A 21311-nucleotide genomic window follows, 5' to 3' on the forward strand; every position below is an offset into this window, starting at 1 on the left:
TGGCGATCGCATCAAAATAAACAAATAAACCATAAATAATTAATTCAAAACCCCTGGTTCTGGATCTTGAATTTGTGAATCTTGCATTTTTAATTGTTTATTAGAATAAACTTAAACCCGAAATAAATATGTTAACTGCAAACATCCAGAAAACAGATACCAAACTTCTACAATCATTTCAGTATCTCGACAATATTATACATTATAAATTTGACTAGCTTTAATGACATCTTCAACCGTAATATTTAATTCAGGAAAAGTAGGAGAAATAATTTTATCTGTACCTGTAAATGCTGTTTGTTGATATTTACCATCAACCAATTCATAAACAAACACCGTTGGTAACTTAGGATTTCCTAAATAACTACGAGAAGCTATAGCTAAATAATCCACTATCCAATATTCCTTAATTCCCAAATTTTCATATTCTTCTAACTTATCAACATAATCATCTTCCCAATTTGTTGATACTACTTCTACTGCTAATGGAATTGGTTCAATTAAAGCACCATAAGCTGTAACATTAGCATTCCATAAAGATGCAAGAACTACGCTCACATCAGGATTTCTTCCCCTCTGTTCTCCTTTATTAGTAATAGTTCTAATAACTATATCTTTATCTACAATATAATCAAGCTGTAATCGTTCACTCTCTCTATCAAAAGCCTTTACCAAAAATCTGGCTACATTTTTATGCGCTCTAATTGCTTCCACTTTAACAATTTCTCCGTTAACTAATTCATAAATACCATCATCAGGACGTTGTTGTAAGAATTGTATAAAGTCTAGTTTAGTTAAAGTTGTGATGCTCATAGTGTCTTCACTCAACTATCTGTAAATATTATTATAGCACTTGTCTGAATCAGAATGTCCAGGATTTAAGGATTTACAAGATGTTATTAGTTTGGTATCTAATAAATAGGGGTTGCTGAGAAAGTCTTTCCGTGAGGGCATAGGAGTCAGGAGTCAGGAGTCAGGAGTCAGGAGGAGATTGGAAAATTTCTTTGCCATCTCTTGAAATCCCAAAAAATGCACACTTTTTCCGGTATACCCTTCAAAACCCTTGCACTAATTTCTGTGTTTATCAGCCTCTAACCTTTGATATATCAAGGTTTTAGGTTTATTCAGCAAACCCTAAATATGCCATTATGATTTATTCCTGCTGGTTTTAACTGTAGTTTCATAATTTGCTATAAATCATCTTTCCTTAGAAAATTCTCGATAATTGGCACTATTCTATTAATTAATCAATCTTTGTTTGATTTGGATTTCTCCCCAATTAATATTAATCATTCTCTTCTCTTGGTGTATATTGTAATTTTAGCTTAATTGTAACTTAATTTCAGTTTAAATACAAACATTAAGCATTCACAAACTATTAAACCATTAATAAAAATACTCCGGTCCTTACCACGGTTACGACGGATTCGCAATCTTCGCTCGTGACATGGATTTGGCACTCAACAGCCCAACCTGGGGATTAATCGGCGCTCCCTGGAACAAGTCTGCAAAGAAAGCTTTAAGAAAAGCTACAGCAGCAGTCTAGGTAACAACAGAGTAGGGGCAACCTTGGCCGGATAGGAAAAGTCTGGGGTTTCGCCCCAGGGGGGAGTAGGGAAGTCAAAATTCAAAATCAAAAATTCTCAGTGTTGAATTTTGCATTCTGAATTTTGAGCCACATTCCCCACTCTCCACCAAAAACCGGCGGGAAAACCCCGCCTCTACCTAACCAAAAAATCACTGAAACACAACACACAGCAAGCTTGGAGAACTAGAAATGCCTCAGAATCCAGAAAATATTAAGGACCACGTTGAGCTATTCCACCAGCCAGAATACCAACAACTGTTCCAAAACAAGAAAGAATTTGAAAACGCTCACACCCCCGAAGAAGTTCAACGGGTTGCAGAATGGACAAAGACCTGGGAATATCGTGAAAAGAACTTCGCTCGTGAAGCTCTAACCGTTAACCCCGCTAAAGGTTGTCAGCCTTTAGGTGCTATGTTCGCTGCTGTGGGTTTTGAAGGCACTCTTCCCTTCGTTCAAGGTTCTCAAGGTTGTGTTGCTTACTTCCGTACACACTTAACCCGTCACTATAAAGAACCATTCTCCGGCGTTTCTTCTTCCATGACTGAAGACGCTGCGGTTTTCGGTGGTCTGCAAAACATGATTGATGGTTTGGCTAACGCTTACGCATTGTACAAACCCAAGATGATCGCAGTTTGCACCACCTGTATGGCTGAAGTTATCGGTGATGACTTAGGTGCGTTTATCACCAACGCTAAAAACGCTGGTTCAGTTCCCCAAGACTTCCCCGTACCCTTCGCACATACTCCTAGCTTCGTAGGTTCTCACATCACTGGTTACGACAACATGATGAAGGGCATTCTTTCTAACCTGACCGCAGGTAAGAAGAAAGCTACCAGCAATGGCAAAATCAACTTCATCCCCGGTTTTGACACCTATGTAGAAAACAACCGTGAAGTTAAGCGCATCGCTGAATTGATGGGCATTGACTACACCTTGTTATCTGACAACAGTGATTATGTTGACGCACCTAACGATGGTGAATTCAATATGTACCCCGGTGGTACAAAGTTAGAAGATGCAGCAGACTCCATCAACGCTAAAGCTACTGTTGCTCTTCAAGCTTACTCCCTGAGCAAGACCCGTGAATACATTGCTAAGGAATGGAAGCAAGATGTTTGTGTTGCTCGTCCTTGGGGTATCAAGGGTACAGACGAATTCTTGATGAAACTCAGCGAACTAACTGGTAAGCCCATTCCTGCTGAATTAGAAGTAGAACGTGGTCGTGCAGTTGACGCTATGACCGACTCCCATGCTTGGGTACACGGTAAGCGTTTCGCTATCTACGGTGATCCTGACCTAGTTTACAGCGTTGTTAGCTTCATGTTAGAAATGGGTGCTGAACCTGTACACATTTTGGTTCACAACACCAACGAAGTATTTGAAAAAGAACTGCAAGCACTGTTAGATTCTAGCGAATTTGGTAAAGACGCTAAAATCTGGGGTGGTAAGGACTTATGGCACTTACGTTCCTTGTTGTTCACCGAACCCGTAGACTTGTTAATCGGTAACTCCTACGGTAAGTACCTGTGGCGTGATTGTGGTGTACCTTTAGTAAGAATCGGTTATCCCATCATGGACCGTCACCACTACCACCGCTATGCAACCATCGGTTACAAAGGTGTAATCAACTTGTTGAACTGGGTTGTTAACACAATCTTTGAAGAAATCGATCGCAACACCAACGTTGCTGGTAAGACCGATATTTCTTACGACTTAGTACGCTAAGAATATCAACAGTCAGGTGTTAAAAAACATCTGACTACTAGCAAAACAACAAAGAATAAATGGGGATTGGGTATTATTTCCCAATTCCCTATTCCAGTAAATCACAACAGGAATCGTAGGGGCGAAGCATTCGGAAAATAGCCTTCGACAAAAATTGATAATTAATCGCCCGAATGCTTCGCCCGTAGAGCAGTCAGAATAATTGAATGCTGATTACTGATTACTAAATTGTAGTTATCTTAGGTTTGCATTATGGCATCTATTCCCCATTCTCATCCACATCCTAACTATCATCCACCCAGCTACCAAAACCCCGGAAACTTTGACATTTTCCGTCCCCTGAGAAAGTTAGTAGATGGTATCCCAGTTAAAAATAATCGCCTAGCCCATCTAATTTGTCGAGTAATTCCCTGTTGTTGTCCTTTCGAGCGAGATATTAATTTATTTGGTCGCACTTTCCATATTCCCGCAATTTGTCAAATCAATCCTCTGTATAACGAAGTTGTCGGTTTACGATTTCGGGCTTTGTCATATCTTGTTGACGAATGTGGCGAAGATGTGACGCAATATATTTGCTAAACATCAATTATTATTCATTACCCATTACTTTTTTCTTGGTCATTAGTCATTGGTCATTAGTATTGAACTAAACAGAAGAGCAATTATCAAGGATTGATGTTATTAAAATTCAGTTACAGATAAATAGATATCTTTTCTGAAATTTTAACTGTGTAAATCTAATATTAAGAGGAATTTTGCGGTAAGTCTATATAGTTTTGCAGAAATGTTGAATGTCAGAAATCAGGATTTTCCATAGCAGCGTAGCTTTAAAAAGCTGATGACTGATTACTGATAGCTGAATGCTGACAATTTTAATTAATAAAAATCAACCCAGGCGAGACATAAATATGAAAATGACCCAAAGCAAAATTAACGAACTTCTGAATGAATCAGGATGCGAACATAATCAAAAAAAACAAGGAGAAAAGAAAAACAAATCCTGTACCCAACAAGCTCAACCTGGTGCTGCTCAAGGTGGTTGTGCTTTTGATGGCGCAATGATAGCATTAGTGCCTATTACCGATGCTGCTCATTTGGTACATGGTCCTATTGCTTGCGCTGGTAACTCTTGGGGAAGTCGCGGAAGTTTGTCTTCTGGACCAATGCTTTATAAAACAGGTTTTACCACTGATTTAACAGAAAATGATGTGATTTTTGGTGGTGAGAAAAAACTTTATCAAGGCATTCTCGCAATTCACAAACGTTACAAACCAGCCGCAGTTTTTGTATATGCTACTTGCGTAACTGCTCTTATTGGTGATGATATGGAAGCAGTTTGTAAAGTAGCAGCAGAAAAAATTGGTGTTCCGGTTGTTCCTGTTATTTCTCCTGGTTTTATAGGTAGTAAAAATCTGGGAAATCGCTTTGGTGGTGAAGCTTTATTAGATTATGTAGTCGGTACTGCTGAACCAGAATATACTACACCTTATGATATTAATTTGATTGGTGAGTACAATATTGCTGGGGAAATGTGGGGCGTTTTACCTTTATTTGAAAAGTTAGGTATTCGCGTTTTATCTAAAATTACTGGCGATGCTCGCTATCAAGAAATAACCTATGCTCACCGTGCTAAATTGAATGTGATGATATGCTCACGGGCATTATTAAACATGGCGCGGAAAATGGAGGAACGTTACGGTATTCCTTACATTGAAGAATCATTTTATGGTATAGATGATATTAACCGTTGCCTGAGAAATGTCGCTGCAAAATTAGGTGATGCTGATTTACAAGCACGGACAGAAAAATTAATTGCTGAAGAAACAGCAGCTTTAGATATTGCCCTTGCACCTTATAGAGAAAGACTCAAAGGTAAACGAGTTGTACTCTATACTGGTGGTGTAAAAAGTTGGTCAATTATTTCGGCAGCTAAAGATTTAGGAATAGAAGTTGTTGCCACCAGTACCCGCAAAAGTACAGAAGAAGATAAATCCAAAATCAAGAAATTGTTAGGCAATGATGGCATTATGTTAGAAAAAGGAAATGCCAAAGAATTGCTCAAGTTAGTGGAAGATACAAAAGCGGATATGTTAATAGCTGGGGGAAGAAACCAGTACACAGCATTAAAAGCCAGAATCCCATTTTTAGATATTAACCAAGAACGTCATCATCCCTATGCTGGTTATATGGGAATGGTAGAAATGGCACGGGAATTATACGAAGCTTTGTATAGCCCAATTTGGGAACAAATTCGTAAACCCACACCTTGGGAATAAATTAAAAATTGATAATGGATAATTGATAATGGAAAATTATTAATTATCAATTGTCAATTTTCAATTTTCAATTATTGAGATTATATTTATGGCACTTGTTACACTTCCAGAAAAATCTGTTTCTGTTAATCCCCTTAAACAAAGTCAGGCTTTAGGCGCATCTTTAGCTTTTTTAGGATTAAAAGGAACTATCCCTTTATTTCATGGTTCTCAAGGTTGTACTGCTTTTGCAAAAGTTGTTTTAGTTCGGCATTTTCGGGAAGCGATTCCTTTAGCTACTACCGCAATGACGGAAGTTACTACCATTTTAGGTGGTGAAGAAAATGTTGAACAAGCAATTTTAACAGTAGTAGAAAAATTACAACCAGAAATTATTGGTTTATGTACCACTGGGTTAACTGAAACTAGAGGAGATGATATTGAACGTTTTTTAAAAGAAATTAGAAAACGTCATCCAGAATTAGATCATTTAGCCATTATTTTTGCTCCCACTCCTGACTTTAAAGGTGCATTGCAAGATGGTTTTGCAGTTGCAGTAGAAAGTATTGTTAAAGAAGTTCCCAAAGCAGGAGGGGTAAAACCAGAACAAATCACAATTTTAGCGGGTTCTGCATTTACTCCGGGAGATGTTCAAGAAATCGAAGAAATGGTTAAATCCTTCGGTTTAGATCCTATTTTTGTGCCTAATTTGGGAGCTTCTTTAGATGGACATTTAGAGGATAATTATAGTGCTATAACTGCTAGTGGTACAACTATCAAACAATTGCAATCTTTAGGTAGTTCTGCTTTCACTATTGCATTAGGTGAAAGTATGCGAGGAGCAGCTAAAATTCTCCAGCAAAGGTTTAACACAGACTACGAAGTTTTCAGAGATTTAACAGGTTTAGAACCTGTGGATGAGTTTCTACAAGCCTTATCTGTGTTAAGTGGAAATCCCGTACCAGAAAAATATTGTCGCCAACGTCGTCAGCTACAAGATGCGATGTTAGACACTCATTTTTATTTTGGTGCAAAACGGATTTCTTTAGCCTTAGAACCGGATTTAATGTGGTCTATGGTGCATTTTCTCCAGTCAATGGGGGCGCAAATTCATGGGGCTGTAACTACCACAAAATCACCTTTATTAGAGCATCTACCCATTAAAAATGTGACTATTGGCGATTTAGAAGATTTGGAAGATTTAGCAGTAGGTTCTGATTTATTAATTGGAAATTCTAATGTTAATACTATTGCTAAACGTCTTTCTATTCCTCTCTATCGTTTAGGTATTCCTATTTACGACAGATTAGGAAATGGCTTATTTACCAAGGTAGGATATCGCGGTTCTATGGATGTTTTATTTGGTATTGGCAACCTATTTATAGAACACGAAGAAGCATTAATGATGAAACAATGGGAACAGGTAATAGGTGACAGGTGACAGGTGACAGGTGACAGGTGACAGTTAATAAGCTGATTACTGATTACTAATTACTAACAAAGGACAAATGAAAGTGAAAATTGCATTTACGACAACTGACAGAATTCATGTTAATGCTCATTTTGGATGGGCTAAGGAAATTGATGTCTATGAAATTACAGATGAAGGATATCAATTTCTAGAAACTTTAACCTTTGATGGTGATCTTAAAGAAGATGGTAATGAGGATAAAATTACCCCTAAACTTGAGGCTTTAAAAGATTGTACAATAGTTTATGTAGTGGCTATTGGTGGTAGTGCGGCCGCTCGTTTAATTAAGCATGGTGTGACACCTGTTAAGGCGAAATCTGAAGAAGAAAAGATTGAAGAAATCTTGACTAAATTAGTGCAAACTTTGAAAGGGAATCCTCCACCTTGGTTGCGTAAAGCTTTAGGTCAAAAGAAATCTAACTTTTTAGAGGAAATTGAAAACGAAGCTGCGGTATGAGTGAAAATAATAGTGTGAACGGAAACGCAACAAGCACGATAATTTCTTCACCTTTTCTGAAAACATTAGTCCAACAAATTCGAGCTAATGATAGCTATGGATTTTACAAAAATTGGTCTGATGAATTGATTCTTAAACCTTTTGTGGTGACAAAACAAAAGAAAAAAGAAATTTCTACAGAAGGTGAAGTTGATCCAGCTACTCTTTCTCGCATTAATGCTTTTTTTAGAGCGATCGCCTCAAGCATAGAAAAGGAAACTGGATTACTTTCTAATGTGGTAATTGAATTAGGTCATGAAGGTTTTGGTTGGGCTTTAGTTTTTTCTGGACGATTATTATTAACTGTAAAAACCTTACGTGATGCTCACCGTTTTGGTTTTGAATCTCTAGAAAAGCTGAATGAAGAGGGAGAAAAGTTTGTTGAAAAAGGAATTGAATTAGCCAAACGTTTCCCCGAAGTAGGCAATTTGTAATATTTGGTGATTGGGGACTGGGGACTGGGGACTGGGGACTGGGGACTGGGGACTGGGAAGAATACCCAATTACCCATTACCAATTACCAATTACCAATTACCAATTACCAATTACCAATCACCAATCACCAATCACCAATGACCATTGAAGAACTGAAAACCACGATTAAAAAGCTAAATAGTAAAGCAGGTCAAATGAAAATGGATCTGCATGATTTAGCTGAAGGACTACCTACAGATTACGAAAAATTGATGGATGTTGCCAATGAGACTTACAAAATCTATCAAGAGTTAGATCAACTCAAGCAACAACTAAAAAAAATGGAGAACGGTAAATGACTGGAACTATTGAAGAATTTAAAAAAATCGTAGATGCAGAAGCTTATTTCCAGTTTTTTAATCTGCCTTACGATCAACATTTTGTCAATGTCAATCGGCTGCATATCTTAAAAAAATTCTCTCAATTTATGTATCAAATTGATGAGCAATATCCTAATCTAAGTGCAGCAGAAAAGTTAGAAAAATACAGCCAAGCTTTGCAACAAGCTTATCAAGTTTTTATAGAATCAACACCCCACGAACAAAAATTGTTCAAGGTGTTCAATGACAAACCAAAAAATGTAGTTACGCTAACAGAAATCACGTCTGACTAGGAGGTATAAATTGATCAACCTAACGCCTACCGAATTAGAACGCTATAGTCGCCAAATGATGCTGCCGAATTTTGGCGAAATAGCTCAAAAGCGCCTGAAGTCAGCGACGGTTCTGGTGACTGGTGTGGGGGGATTAGGTGGAACGGCGGCGCTTTACCTAGCAGTAGCGGGCGTTGGGCGGCTCATCCTAGTCCGGGGTGGTGATTTGCGTCTCGATGACATGAATCGTCAGATTTTAATGACTGATGATTGGGTGGGAAAACCAAGAGTTTTTAAGGCTAAAGAAACTCTGGAAGCTATTAATCCTGATGTGCAAATTGAGGCAATTCATGATTATATTACCCCCGAAAATGTAGATTCGTTGGTGCAATCTGCGGATATGGCTTTGGACTGCGCCCACAATTTTACCGAGCGTAATTTATTAAATGAAGCTTGTGTAAAGTGGCGTAAACCAATGGTGGAAGCAGCAATGGATGGAATGGAGGCTTACCTAACAACAATTATTCCTGGTGTAACTCCTTGTTTGTCCTGTTTGTTTCCAGAAAAACCAGATTGGGATCGCCGGGGTTTTTCAGTTTTAGGGGCTGTTTCTGGAACTTTAGCTTGTTTAACTGCTTTGGAAGCTATCAAGTTAATTACCGGTTTTAGTCAACCATTATTATCGGAATTGCTAACAATTGATTTCAGTAGAATGGAATTTGCTAAACGTCGTTCTCAACGCGATCGCAATTGTCCAGTCTGCGGTAATACAGCACCTTGGAGATATTCCCAATCTCAATCTTTATCAGTTTAAAGTTTCACCACCACAGTAATAATTAACCTACATCTGAAAATCAGAATCATCGCTACAGGAAACAAAATGACTGTTACTTTAACAGAAAAAGCAGAATTTCGTTTGCGGGCTTTTTTAAAAGGTTCTGCTGCGGAAGAAAATCAAGCTAAAAAAGGTATCCGCATCTCCGTTAAAAACGGTGGTTGTAGTGGCTATGAATATGGTATTGAAATTACCAATAAGCCCCAACCTGATGATATTGTCACCCAACAAGGTAACGTATTGATTTACGTTGACGCTAAAAGTGCGCCCTTATTAGAAGGTGTCGTCATTGATTTTATTGAGGGTGTCATGGATAGCGGTTTTAAGTTTTCCAACCCCAATGCAACTGACACCTGTGGTTGTGGCAAATCTTTTAAATCAGGAGATTGTTCACCTAACGGTGTACCTTGCAGCTAAAAAAATTTGGAACTTAGGAAAAAATAGATATGGAAACTTTTCTAAGTTCCATTCCATCACCTACAAATTTACAACTTTTCCGTAGACACACTCTACATTTTTTTGTGTACGGAAGAGATGATTTACCTTACTGAAAATGTAAACAGTAAGCAACCAAATTACAAGTTCTATTCAAATTTGAGGAGAAGTAAAACATGGCAACCTATAAAGTAAGATTGATCAACAAAAAAGAAGAATTAGACACCACAATTGACTGTGATGATGATGTCACAATTATTGATGCAGCAGCAGATGCAGGTATTGATTTACCAGTTTCTTGTCACGCTGGTTCTTGTTCTAGCTGTGTAGGTAAAATTGTTGAAGGTGAAATCAACCAAGATGATCAAAACTTCTTGGATGATGAACAAGTAGAAAAAGGTTTTGCTTTATTGTGCGTTACTTATCCCCGCTCCAACTGTACAATCAAAACCCACCAAGAAGCTTATTTGGTTTAATACAAAATTAGGGTTTAGCTTTGCTAATTAAACCCATAATTGAACTTTTACCATGATGGAGGATGTTTATCATCTTTCATCATTTCAAGTTTCACTTTTTACTTTTAATTATTGTTCGGCAATGTTTACTCGTTTTAGTGTAACTGGTTGCTCTTTGGAATTGCTCAAACCTGGAGAAATAGGAATTGTTACTGTCTGTCAAACTCAGGATAAAACTATGAGAAAGAAACTGATATCAATGGGTATTCATACAGGAACTAATATCACTGTTGAGCAGCATTTTCCGGCTTTTATAATTAAGGCTGGAAATGTATCAATGAATTTAGATCGGGACACTGTACGGGCTATTTATGTGCGTGTGCTTGAGGGTGGAACTAATAGATTATTAAAACAAAAATAATTTTTGGTATTATGTGATCCAAAAGACTGTTTAGCAGCTAGAAATTTAAATCGTCATTATTTAGGAATTGAAATCAATCCTGATTATGTTAATCTAGCTAATAACCGTATGGCAGAATCTAATTTTAAACAACAGGAATTATTTATTATTTGAACTATGATTATTTTAGCCAAATTTTAATGATTAAGCTATAACACTTGTTGATACCCAGATCCCCGACTTCTGTGATATAGTCAGATTTTATTAACATGATAATAAAAGAAGTCCGGGATCTTATGACTAGATTACTGAATGCTTAATGCCAGATTATCCCACAAACCAATTATCATCTAAAACCTGTTCTAATCAACTCATTGTTAAGGACTAAATTAAGTTCTTGATTTAGTATAAAAAGTAGTGTATATTAAATTATACGTTTATATATTGATCAATAAGTAAGTTATGTTTTCTGATCCTGATCCCGTTGAAAAAATTGCTGTTGCTTTATTTTGGAAATTAGTTAAGGACGAAAATCTCAGAAAGCAAATTTATCAAGCTGGACTTGGTTGTTTTGATTTCATACAGGTTGCAACAAACAACGTTAACCTTCGTTCACCAGAAGAAGATATTAAGATAGCTCTAAGAACTTGTATTAGAAATGACACTGACAGTAAAGCACGGATAACAGCTTTTGTTACTGGGTTGCATTTGCAACACAAGATTCAAAGAGGAGCGCAAGTTGGTGGAAGTTTACTTAGAAGATTTGGAAAGTCATATTTTCCACATATCAACGATAGGGAACTACGTTTTGCTTTAGATGTTGATTCAGAATTGGAGAATTATTTATACAATCAAATCATAGCTCAAAATTCATGGTCACAATAAATGTGAATTTTGACTCTGGAATTGATTTATAAAAGAGCGATCGCTATTTTCTCATCTCCCAACAAACCAATTATCATCTAAAACCTGCTCTAAAGAACCAATGGGATTGATGGGAAATGTATCCAGGGGAAGTTGAGAGCGATCGCTTGCTTCTTTTCTTGCTTCTTCATAACATTCCTCAAAGATTTCTAAAATATAAGGTTTCAAACTAGGACTATCTTTCAATTCTTTTTTTATTTGTCTGCGAAAAGTCCTGATTTCCCCTTTCCAATGTCCCTCATTACGCTCTCTTTCACTATCCCAATATTTAAGTTTTAACAAATGTTCGAGAAGTCTAATTAATAAACTTTCAATAGCTCGTTTCTGACTTCTACCCATAGTTTCTAATTCTTCAATTAAATTCTCTAAATCTACAGATGAAAATTGCCCAGCACGCAGTTGATTAATAGTTGTCCGCAACCACAAATAATAATCTTGTTCATATAAATTTTGATTTGCTAATTCTACTGGTAACAGCATAAACTCACAGTTCCAATTTCACATTTACAATTTCTGATGTACTTCGTCAGTCTTCAATATATTGATAAGTTAACCAGGTTATTAATTAATACCTAGATTATAACTATGATAACCCAAAAATGTATCTATTGACTACAAATGAAACATATATTTTGTCAAACCTCATATTTTCCGCTGCTGCCATAATTCAGAAATAGTATTTCTAGTCAATAATTTTTATATTTATTTAATGGAATTTTTCTAAATGTTTAACTAATAAATTTCATAATAAATCGTAATATCTGATATCAAAAACATCAAATATAATTTTTTGCTTCTGTCATCCACTTAACAATTTTTTAATCCGATTTATGGTCAAAAATGGGTGGATCTTTATAAATCATTCATATTTCCTGCTGACCAGAGTGATACTATATAAGTAAGCTAAATTGTTGGCAGTGAACCTAAACCTCAACAAGAAGCGATTACAGAGTAAATCCCAAACCTCTTACTTTGATCCCCAGTTAAACCACAACCAAGGTAAAGAGTAAGAACGGTAGATGAAAATATATAGAACCTGCGTAAATCTTATTTCTAAAATCACCGGATTCATGAAAATCTCTCAGATTATTAATAATTCGGTTTAGGAATGTTCACATCAAGTAATTGCTTTTTAGCCAGTAGTACATAACACGCCTCACTATTCAATATCTATTGATGATTAAGGTGCAAAGGTGCAAAAACTACCGAGAAAAAGTTTAGGAGAATCGCAGCAGTTTAGAAGTAATTCAATGATTCGCTCACCGAATTAAAGGAGCAGGAATTATGAGAGCCAAACAAATTATGACTCAAGATGTTGCTACTATTCGCGGTTCCGCAACCGTAGCAGAAGCAGTCAAACTAATGAGGCTCAAAGAACTGCGGGCTTTAGTTGTTGAACCTCGTCACAGTGGCGATGCTTACGGTATGATTACCGAAATGGATATCGTGGGCAAAGTTGCAGCTTTTGGTAGAGATCCCGAAGCGGTTCATGTGTACGAAGTGATGACTAAACCCTGCGTAGTTGTCAATCCTGACCTAGATGTTGAATATGTAGCGCGGTTATTTGCTAATACTGATACATGGCGTGCGCCTGTTATTCAAGGTGAATTATTAGGCATTATTTCTGTGACTGATATTCTCACCAAGGGTAACTTTGTAGATAAACCAAAATTAAAATTCCTACGCAAAGAGATACAGAAAGCTGTATCTGAAGCTCGGTTAATTTCTGCTAACTATGGTCCAGATTCTAAACGAGCAATTGAAGCTTGGGATATAGTAGACGAACTCGAAGCAGAAGCTACTTTTTATGGTGTACCAAAACCATGCAAATCTGCTAGAGAACTGTTTGCTGACGATAAAAAACCAGTGACAGCCGGCTAACAGTTTTACTAGGTGACAGGTTACAGGTGACAGGTGACAGGTGACAGATTTAAAAGTTAATTTGTATCTTAGTTTTGTCATCAGTTGATGTCCTAATTACCTGAGTGCTTGCTATACCTTTTCTCTTCCCGGATGATCAATTCATCTCTTAGCCCCCCTTACTAAGGGGGGTTGGGGGGATCAAATCTCTGGCAACGTCACAAAGAATTGGTATCACAATTGTTCTCCAGCTACTGTGTTTTTTCTCTGATTCAAATAAAGCTTTTAAATATGGTGGGCATTGCTCACCATTCCGTTTTTATTTGGTAAGTATTCAGCTATCAGCTATCAGTAATCAGCCATCATATTTTTCTTGTTTAAGTTATTTACTCAACTATAATTATGAGTCAACCAAATCAACTCAAATTAAGTACAGAAACCTGCCAATGGCTATTAGCAAATAATTACAATCCCGAAGATTTAAATCAGCGGGGTAAAAATGGTGATACAGCTTTAATGAAAGCCACTAGAGATGGACTTTACCCAGTGGTGAAAGAATTAATTAAGGCAGGTGCGGATATCAATGCCACTAACGATGATCACAATAATGCTTTGTGGTTTGCGTGTTTTGGGAATCACTACGATTTAATGAATTTACTACTAGAAGCCAACATAGATATTAACAATCAAAATGATAATGGTGCAACTGTCCTGATGTATGGTGCATCGGCTGGAAAGACAGAAGTAGTGAGATTGCTATTACAACATAATCCTAACATGAATTTACACAATTTGGATGACTATAAAGCAATTGACTTTGCCAGCAATATAGAAGTTTTAAGGTTACTGAAAAATGCCACACAGTAAGCTTTATGGAATAGCCTTTCATGAGGCTACCAAGCATTCTTACCTATCTGTGCAAATGAATCCCAATTATGTGGATGGATCAACTCAACCCCGCGCCTTTAAAGTTTATCCTAAATTTTATCGGCGAGTGAAATTAATTCCTAATAATCCATTTCATGCTTTTATCAAGTTAACAAGCGCCATTACTTTTGAGAAGATTTACAAAAATGAAACCTATCAACTCCGGGTAAATCCCTCTGCTGGGGCGTTATATCCCACGGAAGTTTATATCCAAATTCGTGAGGTTGAAGGATTTATAAACGGCATCTACCATCTAGAAGTTGAGAATAATTGTCTGACGTTGATTTATGAATTAATTGATGATGGGTTAGAAAGTTATATTATACCTAATAAACGTATCAACGGCTGCATTTTTTTAGTTAGTTGTGTTTATTATAGGTCTAGCTGGAAATATCAAGACAGGAGCATTAGATATTGCTTATTGGATAGCGGACACCTTATGGGCGCTATTGCAGCTTCAGCGTATCTTCATGAAAAAAACATCAAATTAATCTTTGACTTTGATAAACTCTCTCTCAATGCTGATTTAGGATTTGAGAATAAGGAGTTTATTAGTAGTTGTGTGATATCGGGGGAGACGCAAGAAAAGCCAGTCAGACGTTTAAGGTTATCCATTCCTTTTGTCTGTGGAACTGACTATTTTCAAGCGAATCAATTCATTGAAGATGCTTATCAAGCAACATCAATGCAACCTAGTCACCAGCAAAAGCTAGAACATCCTCAATTTAATTTTCACCGAGAACGGTTTTTTGAGAGCGTTTGGAACAGGCGTTCTATTCGACGTTTTCAAAGAAATTCTATTACTCAAGAAATCTATTGGCGAATTTGGCAAGATATTCAACAACCAATCCCTACAGAAGATTTTGAGCAAATAGAAATTTACTCGGTGGTGCATCGTGTTGAAGGTATGACACCCGGTTTATATCATGGTAGGAATCTCATTGAGTCGGGTGATTTGAGTGAAAAAACAGGTTACTTGTGTATTCATCAGGCGCTGGCTAAAGACTGCGCTGTAACTTTGTTTTTTGTGTCCGATTATTTGAGTTATCAAACTGCTATGCAATTAGCTGGTTTTATCGGACAACGAGTATATCTATCCTGCAATTATTGGGGAATAGATTGTAGTGGTATTGGTGCTTTTTATGATGATGAAGCCCAAGCATTTCTACTAACCAATAAGGATGTTCTTTATGTAATGGCCATTGGTAAATAAAATAGGAAAAGCAACCGAAATGAGCAGAAGAGAATCAGAATTCAATGCTGATGACAAGCACCCTATGCAAGCAACATCAGCAGATATTATCCTGCGACAACAGCTAGAATATTCTATTAGTCGGTACTTTTATCAAGGATGCGATCGCATTATTCAAAATTTACTCTCTCATTGTCGTTGGTATATGACGACTGATGCTAGTGCTTTAACTTTAGTAATTGAATGTCCAGATCAAGTTAGCAATTGGAAAATTTTGCAAAAAATCGTCCCAATGGCTAGTATTCTTTATGGTATTGTTAGCAGTGCCAAAATTCGCGTTTGTCCTCCTGACCCTAATGCTGTACCATTTGAAATTAGGGTAGATGAACTCTCAGTTTACCGTGATTGGGCATAGTTGGATTTTGGATTTTGGATTTTGGATTTTGGATTTGAGATTCTTAATTCTCAGTATTCAGCATTCGGGCGAACAATTATCAATTTTTATCACAGGTTATTTTCCGAATGCTTCGCCCCTACTCCTGAATTTTGGAAATCAAGCCGTCACATTCTGACTTATAATTGTGATTAGTTCTGCCAAAACTAAATCAGCAGAATGTTGAACAGCAGCACTTAAATCTAGTCCAAAATCAAGATTTGCAGCTTCAATTAAATACACAGTCACATCCTGGGGAAAATCATCTAAAAAGATTTTTCTCCCAGCAGCCAAAGCATGATCCCAACGAAAATCATGCAAATTAAAACTCGGTTCGGGTAGAGCTTCTAATTCTTTCCCTGGGACTTTAAATATAGCACCTGGTGGGGAATCTGTGCAACTAGCATCCAGAATAATTAATTTTTCACTTCCTCTCGCTTGAAACATCACTTCCATTCCCGCAGTACCACAATCAAAAACGCGGACTTTGGGGTGAGGATTTTCGGCGAGATATTGCTGTAAACGTTGGGCAATGATTACGCCTACCGCGTCGTCATTACGATTGAGATTTCCACAACCTATGATCGTGAGCATGGGATATTTATAATAACATGAATATTCTCAATTTTGCACAGTTTCCTCACATAAACCTCAACAAAAATTAAAATTTACGGAAATTTTGATGATGTCTCTAAATATTAACTTTATAGTGACTATAGCAGCCGTAAGTAAGTGAAAAAAATTTGTCTTTATTGTCTCTGCGTCTATCTGTAGTGATTAGTTAAACATCATTCTCACAGATCAGACAAAATAGATTTATGTTAGTAGTTCGTGATACAGAAATCAAAGGAAGAGGTGTTTTTGCTCAGAGGGATTTTGAGCTTGGGGAAATAATTGATATCGCCAATGTGATTGTTATTCCTAAACAACAAGTTAAGTTAATTACCCATACGGTATTATGTAATTATTATTTTGGTTGGCATGGAGAAAGTGGGGCGATCGCTCTTGGTTATGGGTCTCTTTTTAATCATTCTTATCAGCCTAATGCGCTGTATGTGAAAAAGTTTGATCAACAAATAATAGAGATTATTGCTTATAAATATATTCGGGAAGGTCAGGAAATTACTATTAATTATAATGGTAATGTTGATGATTTAACGCCTATTTGGTTTGATGTGGTGGATTGATTTTTGATCACGCAGAGGCGCAGAGGCGCAGAGAGAGAAGGAGTAGGTTATTGTTTAACCGAATCTTAAACCTAGCTAATCAGATAGTAAATTTGTAGACTTGTTGCTTAATTTACACTATAGTTTTTAATGTTCCAATATTGACTGCATTAAAAATGAGTGAGACTATAAACTTTCAGCGCGAACTAACAAAGGGTCTGCTTTGGGGATTTGCACTAGGTATCAATTTAGACATAACTATTGCTATTTTGCACGATTCTGACATTTTATTTTCAACCTATGTAGTTATATCAATTCTGAGTGCTATCTTAGGTGGAATTACTGCTCTAGTAATTTTAGGTATAATAGGCACTTTAAAAGGAATTAACTGGTTCTTGATTTTATTTTTTGGAAGCCTTATTACTTTTCTAACTACTGTTCTCAATATTGTATGGGCTACAATAGCTGGCTGGGTAAGCTTGATAGTTGTTCCCATTTTGTATCTTGTCAGAAAAACATTAGCAGAAAAAGCACCTAAATGGTTAGAAAAATCTGTAGACATATCAATGGAGTTATTTTTGACAAGTCTAATTCTTACAGGTTTAGTGTCTATATTTGAGAAAGTGACTGGTATTTCTCTAATTCGCATTTGGGAATTTTTGTAACTTAATAAAGTAGGTTGGGTTGACGTAAGGAAACCCAACATTAACCAGTCCTTTGCTGTTGGGTTTTCACTATCTACACCAACCTCATATCATTCATTATTATTTACAATATTCAACCCAAGTATAGTACACAAAGCTATCTCTAAATCATTTAAATAATTATCATCCAAGTGACCAATTAATCTGATAATCCTTGATTTATCAACAACTCTAATTTGCTCACAAAGCACTACAGAATCTTGGCTTAAACCACCAATACCAGCAGAAATAAGCACATGAGACGGTAAAATAGCTCGTCTAATTTTTGATGTGAATGGTGCAATAATGGTATGGGTGCTGACTGCATTTGCTCGATCAATTTGCACTACTACAACAGGTCTGATTCCTGCTTGTTCTGTGCCAATAACAGGGTTCAGATCACAGAGAACTACATCTCCTCTTTTGATATCTACCACTTAATTTCCCCACTTGCCAAACGTTGTTCATAATCTTCTAAATTAGATAAATAGTCAGCAAAATCAGATTCTGCTGTATCAATAGATTCGCCAAAATTAAAAGACCATTCTCCTTGTTCAAGCTTGTATTTAGTTAACAACCTGTCTATAAAATCAGATACTTCTTTAACTAAAGAATCTGGCATTTGCTGGATTTGAGCAATTGTTTTCTCTTGTAAATTCATACTCATAATAAAGCTGGGTTGCTTGCCTCTATATTCTCATTGTAACCTAACCTTTCCTTTCTTTCTTCCTTTGCGTCTTTGCGTCTACCCTGCGGGATCTCCTGACGGAGATTGCGTGAAACATAAAAATCCCCGACTTCATCTAAGAAAATCGGGGATCTAATTATTTATCAAATGATGACTAAATCAAGATCAAATTTATTAACCCTCAAATGTGCCAATAGGAGGATTTTTAGAATGATTTTGTTGTTCTTCAACAAACTCTTCAACTGCGTAAACATCAGGCCAAACAGTTGCACCGTGTTCGTAAGCATCAATCCCGATTTCATCACCTTTGGGATGAACACGCAATTTATCAATGGCTTTGAGTCCACTAAACATCACAAAGGCAAAAGCAAAAGTGAATACAGCGATCGCCAGTATACCCAAAATTTGTACACCCAATAAATCAAAACCACCGCCTAAAAGCAACCCTGCTTTTCCATTCATGGTCAATTCTTTTTGACCTAAAAAGCCCACAGCGATAGTACCCATCATGCCATTGATCCCATGAACTGCAAAGGCACTTACTGGATCATCAATGTGCATTGCTTCAATTAAATCAATGCCAAGAACGATTAAAATACCACCAATGATTCCAATTAATACTGCTGCCCAAGGTAAAACAAACGCACAACCAGCAGTGATGCCCACCAAACCAGCTAAAGCACCGTTGAGACAATAGGTTAAATCCCATTTTTGAGAACGGGTATATTGGAAAAATATTGCTGTTAAAGCACCTGCACCGGAAGCTAAGGCTGTATTGATAGTTACCAAACCAATTAAACCAGTATTTCCAGTTCCCAAAGTTGAACCGGGGTTAAACCCGAACCAACCAAACCATAAAATCATTCCGCCCAAGGTTGCTAAACCTAAGTTATGTGCTGGTGGGAGTGTTCCCCAAGCAGGACGACCAGGACGCGGACCAATTAAATATGCACCCACTATAGCTGTCCAACCACCCACAGTGTGAACTACAGCACTACCAGCAAAATCATGGAAACCCATTTTGGCTAACCAACCTTCTGAGTTCCATACCCAATGGACAATTATGGGGTAACTAAATGCACCCATGATGGCGCTGTAAATTAAGTCACCAACAAAGTTAGCTCTTCCCGCCATTGAACCGGTGGTGATGGTACTCGCGGTAGCAGCAAAGGCAAATTGGAAGAAGAATAAGGTATAGGTATTAAGTGCAGCAGTAGAACCAGGTGCGCCCATTGGGTAACTACCATCAGCACCGGGTAACTGACTCAGGAAAAAGGTATCTGTGCCGATAAAACCGCCCGCACTTGTACCGAAAGCGATCCCAAAACCAACACCCCACCAAACAAGGATGGTAATACATGGATCAACAAAGTTTTCTACTAAGGCGTTAACTACTCCTCTTTGTCGCAATAAACCTGCTTCTAACATTGCGAAACCGGTTTGCATGAAGAAGACTATAAAGCCTGTCAGCATTACCCAGGTGGTATCAATGGAAATTTGCAATTTTGTGGTTGTGTCCGCTAAAGATTCCAATGTTGGCGGATCAGCAGCTTGGACAATTGTAGGAGCGAAAATTGCAAAGACCATTGAACCTATAGCTAGTGCTAGTAGGCGGTGTAAGGGACGAATTCGTTGATTCATTGCGGTTTTTATTACTAGAAAAGCTTGACCAATTGATAATTGATAATTGACAATTGATAATTGCCCATTATTGAATGATTTTCTTTGGCTTACCCAAATAATTTAAGTTAAATTAATTAGGGTAATTGCACAAGATTTCGCTAATAAATGTGAAAAATCGTGGTTTTGATGTTCTATTTTTTAGATGCTTTTGTTCTCCGCTACAACATATTTTTTGAATAGCATAAGATACATCAACCCTTATGCCAAAACGATTTGGGAGTTTGTTTTTATTAACAATTCCCTATTTCTTATGAAGGATGTTCACTCCTCAATATGCAGTTTTGAATCTGGAACAACTCAATTAATTCAATAGTTAATTATTGAGAACGAGAATAACCAGGAATTAATTAAATTAACTCCGAAGAAGTTGGTGAAACCACCAGCAAATAAAACCACAAGCAAATAAGTTTGATTGATTTTGTATTTAATAATGTTAACCTTGTTAAGGTTTCTGTATATTCAATTACAGTTTTTAAGGTTTTGATATCAATGATGCTTCTGCACAGGATAGGGAAATGTCGATAGATCCTTTGTAATACAGGCATTTTCTCCTATTACCACTGTACCCTCAAGGTAAAATATATTTATTTATATAAATTCTTAATAATTTATTAATTTTTTATATGTAAAAATTATGTATTCCAGATACCCCACTTCCAAAGAAGTCGATCTATGTACGAAGTTACATTTTTGGCTAGTGTTTATCTATTGGGAAGGCGATCGCTAGATTAACAAAACTGTTAACCAGTTACTTAATATACTTGTATAGTATACGAACTCTAAATCTAGTAGTTTATACGTCTTTACCACAATTGTTCAGAAAAAATCTTAAATTAATCTTAAATTAATGTCTGTTTATTTAAGTAAATTTCCTGAGATGTAAATTCAAATTTAATCAAGTATACAATTTAGTCCCAAAGTAATAATTACGCAAAAATACTGATTACAGAGCAAAAGATAAGTTATTTAATAGTGATTAAACAAAACGATAAACAAATAAGGTAAAACTGTTACATCATTTCTAGTTGT

At 36.7% G+C, this 21311-nt stretch carries 26 protein-coding genes; 20 read left to right on the forward strand and 6 right to left on the reverse strand.

What is annotated here, in order from left to right; all coding sequences use genetic code 11:
- Positions 1-195 precede the first annotated feature (195 nt).
- The gene (locus tag H6F47_RS06600; protein ID WP_096568539.1) at positions 196-813 is read right to left on the reverse strand and encodes a Uma2 family endonuclease; all 618 of its coding nucleotides are present in this window, start codon (positions 811-813) and stop codon (positions 196-198) included.
- A 964-nt stretch (positions 814-1777) separates the two neighbouring features.
- Here H6F47_RS06600 and nifK point away from each other — a divergent pair.
- The 14 genes from nifK (at position 1778) to H6F47_RS06675 (ending at position 11611) form a co-directional block, all read left to right on the forward strand.
- Positions 1778-3313: a nitrogenase molybdenum-iron protein subunit beta gene (gene nifK / locus H6F47_RS06605; RefSeq protein WP_096568533.1), complete on the forward strand. Its 1536-nt coding sequence runs from the start codon at positions 1778-1780 to the stop codon at positions 3311-3313.
- Between the two features lie 252 nt (positions 3314-3565).
- Complete coding sequence (locus H6F47_RS06610; RefSeq protein WP_096568530.1) at positions 3566-3892, forward strand: Mo-dependent nitrogenase C-terminal domain-containing protein; 327 nt, start codon at positions 3566-3568, stop codon at positions 3890-3892.
- A 329-nt stretch (positions 3893-4221) separates the two neighbouring features.
- On the forward strand, positions 4222-5589 hold the full coding sequence (gene nifE / locus H6F47_RS06615) for a nitrogenase iron-molybdenum cofactor biosynthesis protein NifE (protein WP_190648126.1): 1368 nt from the start codon (positions 4222-4224) through the stop codon (positions 5587-5589).
- 88 nt (positions 5590-5677) lie between these two features.
- Complete coding sequence (nifN, locus tag H6F47_RS06620; RefSeq protein WP_096568527.1) at positions 5678-7009, forward strand: nitrogenase iron-molybdenum cofactor biosynthesis protein NifN; 1332 nt, start codon at positions 5678-5680, stop codon at positions 7007-7009.
- A 67-nt stretch (positions 7010-7076) separates the two neighbouring features.
- A complete protein-coding gene (nifX, locus tag H6F47_RS06625) occupies positions 7077-7496 on the forward strand; it encodes a nitrogen fixation protein NifX (protein WP_096568524.1) in 420 nt (139 codons plus the stop codon).
- The gene (locus tag H6F47_RS06630) at positions 7493-7969 is read left to right on the forward strand and encodes a NifX-associated nitrogen fixation protein (protein WP_190346643.1); all 477 of its coding nucleotides are present in this window, start codon (positions 7493-7495) and stop codon (positions 7967-7969) included. The genes nifX and H6F47_RS06630 overlap by 4 nt, the downstream gene beginning before the upstream one ends.
- Positions 7970-8107: 138 nt before the next feature.
- Positions 8108-8308, forward strand: coding sequence for a CCE_0567 family metalloprotein (locus H6F47_RS06640; protein ID WP_096572692.1), 201 nt, complete (start codon positions 8108-8110; stop codon positions 8306-8308).
- Positions 8305-8622, forward strand: a complete 318-nt coding sequence (gene nifW / locus H6F47_RS06645; protein ID WP_096568518.1) for a nitrogenase-stabilizing/protective protein NifW — start codon at positions 8305-8307, stop codon at positions 8620-8622. The genes H6F47_RS06640 and nifW overlap by 4 nt, the downstream gene beginning before the upstream one ends.
- 10 nt (positions 8623-8632) lie before the next feature.
- Positions 8633-9415 carry a HesA/MoeB/ThiF family protein gene (locus H6F47_RS06650; protein WP_096568515.1) on the forward strand — a complete coding sequence of 261 codons (783 nt, stop codon included), beginning with the start codon at positions 8633-8635 and terminating at the stop codon, positions 9413-9415.
- 66 nt (positions 9416-9481) lie between these two features.
- A complete protein-coding gene (locus tag H6F47_RS06655; protein WP_137668011.1) occupies positions 9482-9853 on the forward strand; it encodes an iron-sulfur cluster assembly accessory protein in 372 nt (123 codons plus the stop codon).
- Positions 9854-10047: 194 nt separating this feature from the next.
- Positions 10048-10347, forward strand: a complete 300-nt coding sequence (locus H6F47_RS06660) for a 2Fe-2S iron-sulfur cluster-binding protein (protein ID WP_096568510.1) — start codon at positions 10048-10050, stop codon at positions 10345-10347.
- Between the two features lie 52 nt (positions 10348-10399).
- Positions 10400-10747, forward strand: a complete 348-nt coding sequence (locus H6F47_RS06665) for a FeoA family protein (protein ID WP_347239067.1) — start codon at positions 10400-10402, stop codon at positions 10745-10747.
- A gap of 3 nt (positions 10748-10750) precedes the next feature.
- A complete protein-coding gene (locus H6F47_RS06670) occupies positions 10751-10900 on the forward strand; it encodes a site-specific DNA-methyltransferase (RefSeq protein WP_236104082.1) in 150 nt (49 codons plus the stop codon).
- 288 nt (positions 10901-11188) lie between these two features.
- Complete coding sequence (locus tag H6F47_RS06675; protein WP_137668013.1) at positions 11189-11611, forward strand: hypothetical protein; 423 nt, start codon at positions 11189-11191, stop codon at positions 11609-11611.
- A gap of 51 nt (positions 11612-11662) precedes the next feature.
- On the opposite strand, the gene H6F47_RS06680 is transcribed toward H6F47_RS06675, so the two are convergent.
- Positions 11663-12130, reverse strand: a complete 468-nt coding sequence (locus H6F47_RS06680) for a DUF29 domain-containing protein (protein WP_096568504.1) — start codon at positions 12128-12130, stop codon at positions 11663-11665.
- A gap of 804 nt (positions 12131-12934) precedes the next feature.
- Here H6F47_RS06680 and H6F47_RS06685 point away from each other — a divergent pair.
- The 4 genes from H6F47_RS06685 (at position 12935) to H6F47_RS06700 (ending at position 16044) form a co-directional block, all read left to right on the forward strand.
- Positions 12935-13531 carry a CBS domain-containing protein gene (locus tag H6F47_RS06685; protein ID WP_187040955.1) on the forward strand — a complete coding sequence of 199 codons (597 nt, stop codon included), beginning with the start codon at positions 12935-12937 and terminating at the stop codon, positions 13529-13531.
- A 381-nt stretch (positions 13532-13912) separates the two neighbouring features.
- Positions 13913-14377 carry an ankyrin repeat domain-containing protein gene (locus H6F47_RS06690; protein ID WP_190648127.1) on the forward strand — a complete coding sequence of 155 codons (465 nt, stop codon included), beginning with the start codon at positions 13913-13915 and terminating at the stop codon, positions 14375-14377.
- Positions 14364-15650, forward strand: a complete 1287-nt coding sequence (locus H6F47_RS06695; protein WP_096568498.1) for a SagB/ThcOx family dehydrogenase — start codon at positions 14364-14366, stop codon at positions 15648-15650. Before H6F47_RS06690 ends, H6F47_RS06695 begins: the two co-directional genes overlap by 14 nt.
- Positions 15651-15669: 19 nt before the next feature.
- Positions 15670-16044: a hypothetical protein gene (locus H6F47_RS06700; protein WP_190648129.1), complete on the forward strand. Its 375-nt coding sequence runs from the start codon at positions 15670-15672 to the stop codon at positions 16042-16044.
- A 138-nt stretch (positions 16045-16182) separates the two neighbouring features.
- On the opposite strand, the gene H6F47_RS06705 is transcribed toward H6F47_RS06700, so the two are convergent.
- Positions 16183-16656: a hydrogenase maturation protease gene (locus H6F47_RS06705; protein ID WP_096568495.1), complete on the reverse strand. Its 474-nt coding sequence runs from the start codon at positions 16654-16656 to the stop codon at positions 16183-16185.
- Between the two features lie 224 nt (positions 16657-16880).
- On the opposite strand from H6F47_RS06705, the gene H6F47_RS06710 reads away from it, so the two are divergent.
- Together H6F47_RS06710 and H6F47_RS06715 are read left to right on the forward strand one after the other, a co-directional pair.
- Positions 16881-17249, forward strand: coding sequence for an SET domain-containing protein (locus H6F47_RS06710; RefSeq protein ID WP_096568492.1), 369 nt, complete (start codon positions 16881-16883; stop codon positions 17247-17249).
- Between the two features lie 140 nt (positions 17250-17389).
- On the forward strand, positions 17390-17893 hold the full coding sequence (locus tag H6F47_RS06715; RefSeq protein ID WP_190346646.1) for a hypothetical protein: 504 nt from the start codon (positions 17390-17392) through the stop codon (positions 17891-17893).
- Between the two features lie 89 nt (positions 17894-17982).
- Here H6F47_RS06715 and H6F47_RS06720 read toward each other — a convergent pair whose 3' ends face one another.
- The 3 genes from H6F47_RS06720 to H6F47_RS06730 form a co-directional block, all read right to left on the reverse strand.
- Positions 17983-18348, reverse strand: a complete 366-nt coding sequence (locus H6F47_RS06720; protein WP_190648131.1) for a type II toxin-antitoxin system PemK/MazF family toxin — start codon at positions 18346-18348, stop codon at positions 17983-17985.
- Positions 18342-18578, reverse strand: a complete 237-nt coding sequence (locus tag H6F47_RS06725; RefSeq protein ID WP_228051890.1) for a DUF2281 domain-containing protein — start codon at positions 18576-18578, stop codon at positions 18342-18344. Before H6F47_RS06725 ends, H6F47_RS06720 begins: the two co-directional genes overlap by 7 nt.
- 195 nt (positions 18579-18773) lie before the next feature.
- A complete protein-coding gene (locus tag H6F47_RS06730) occupies positions 18774-20240 on the reverse strand; it encodes an ammonium transporter (protein ID WP_190648132.1) in 1467 nt (488 codons plus the stop codon).
- Between the last annotated feature and the right edge of the window lie 1071 nt (positions 20241-21311).

Source organism: Sphaerospermopsis sp. FACHB-1094 (assembly GCF_014696195.1).
Classification (GTDB): domain Bacteria; phylum Cyanobacteriota; class Cyanobacteriia; order Cyanobacteriales; family Nostocaceae; genus Sphaerospermopsis; species Sphaerospermopsis kisseleviana.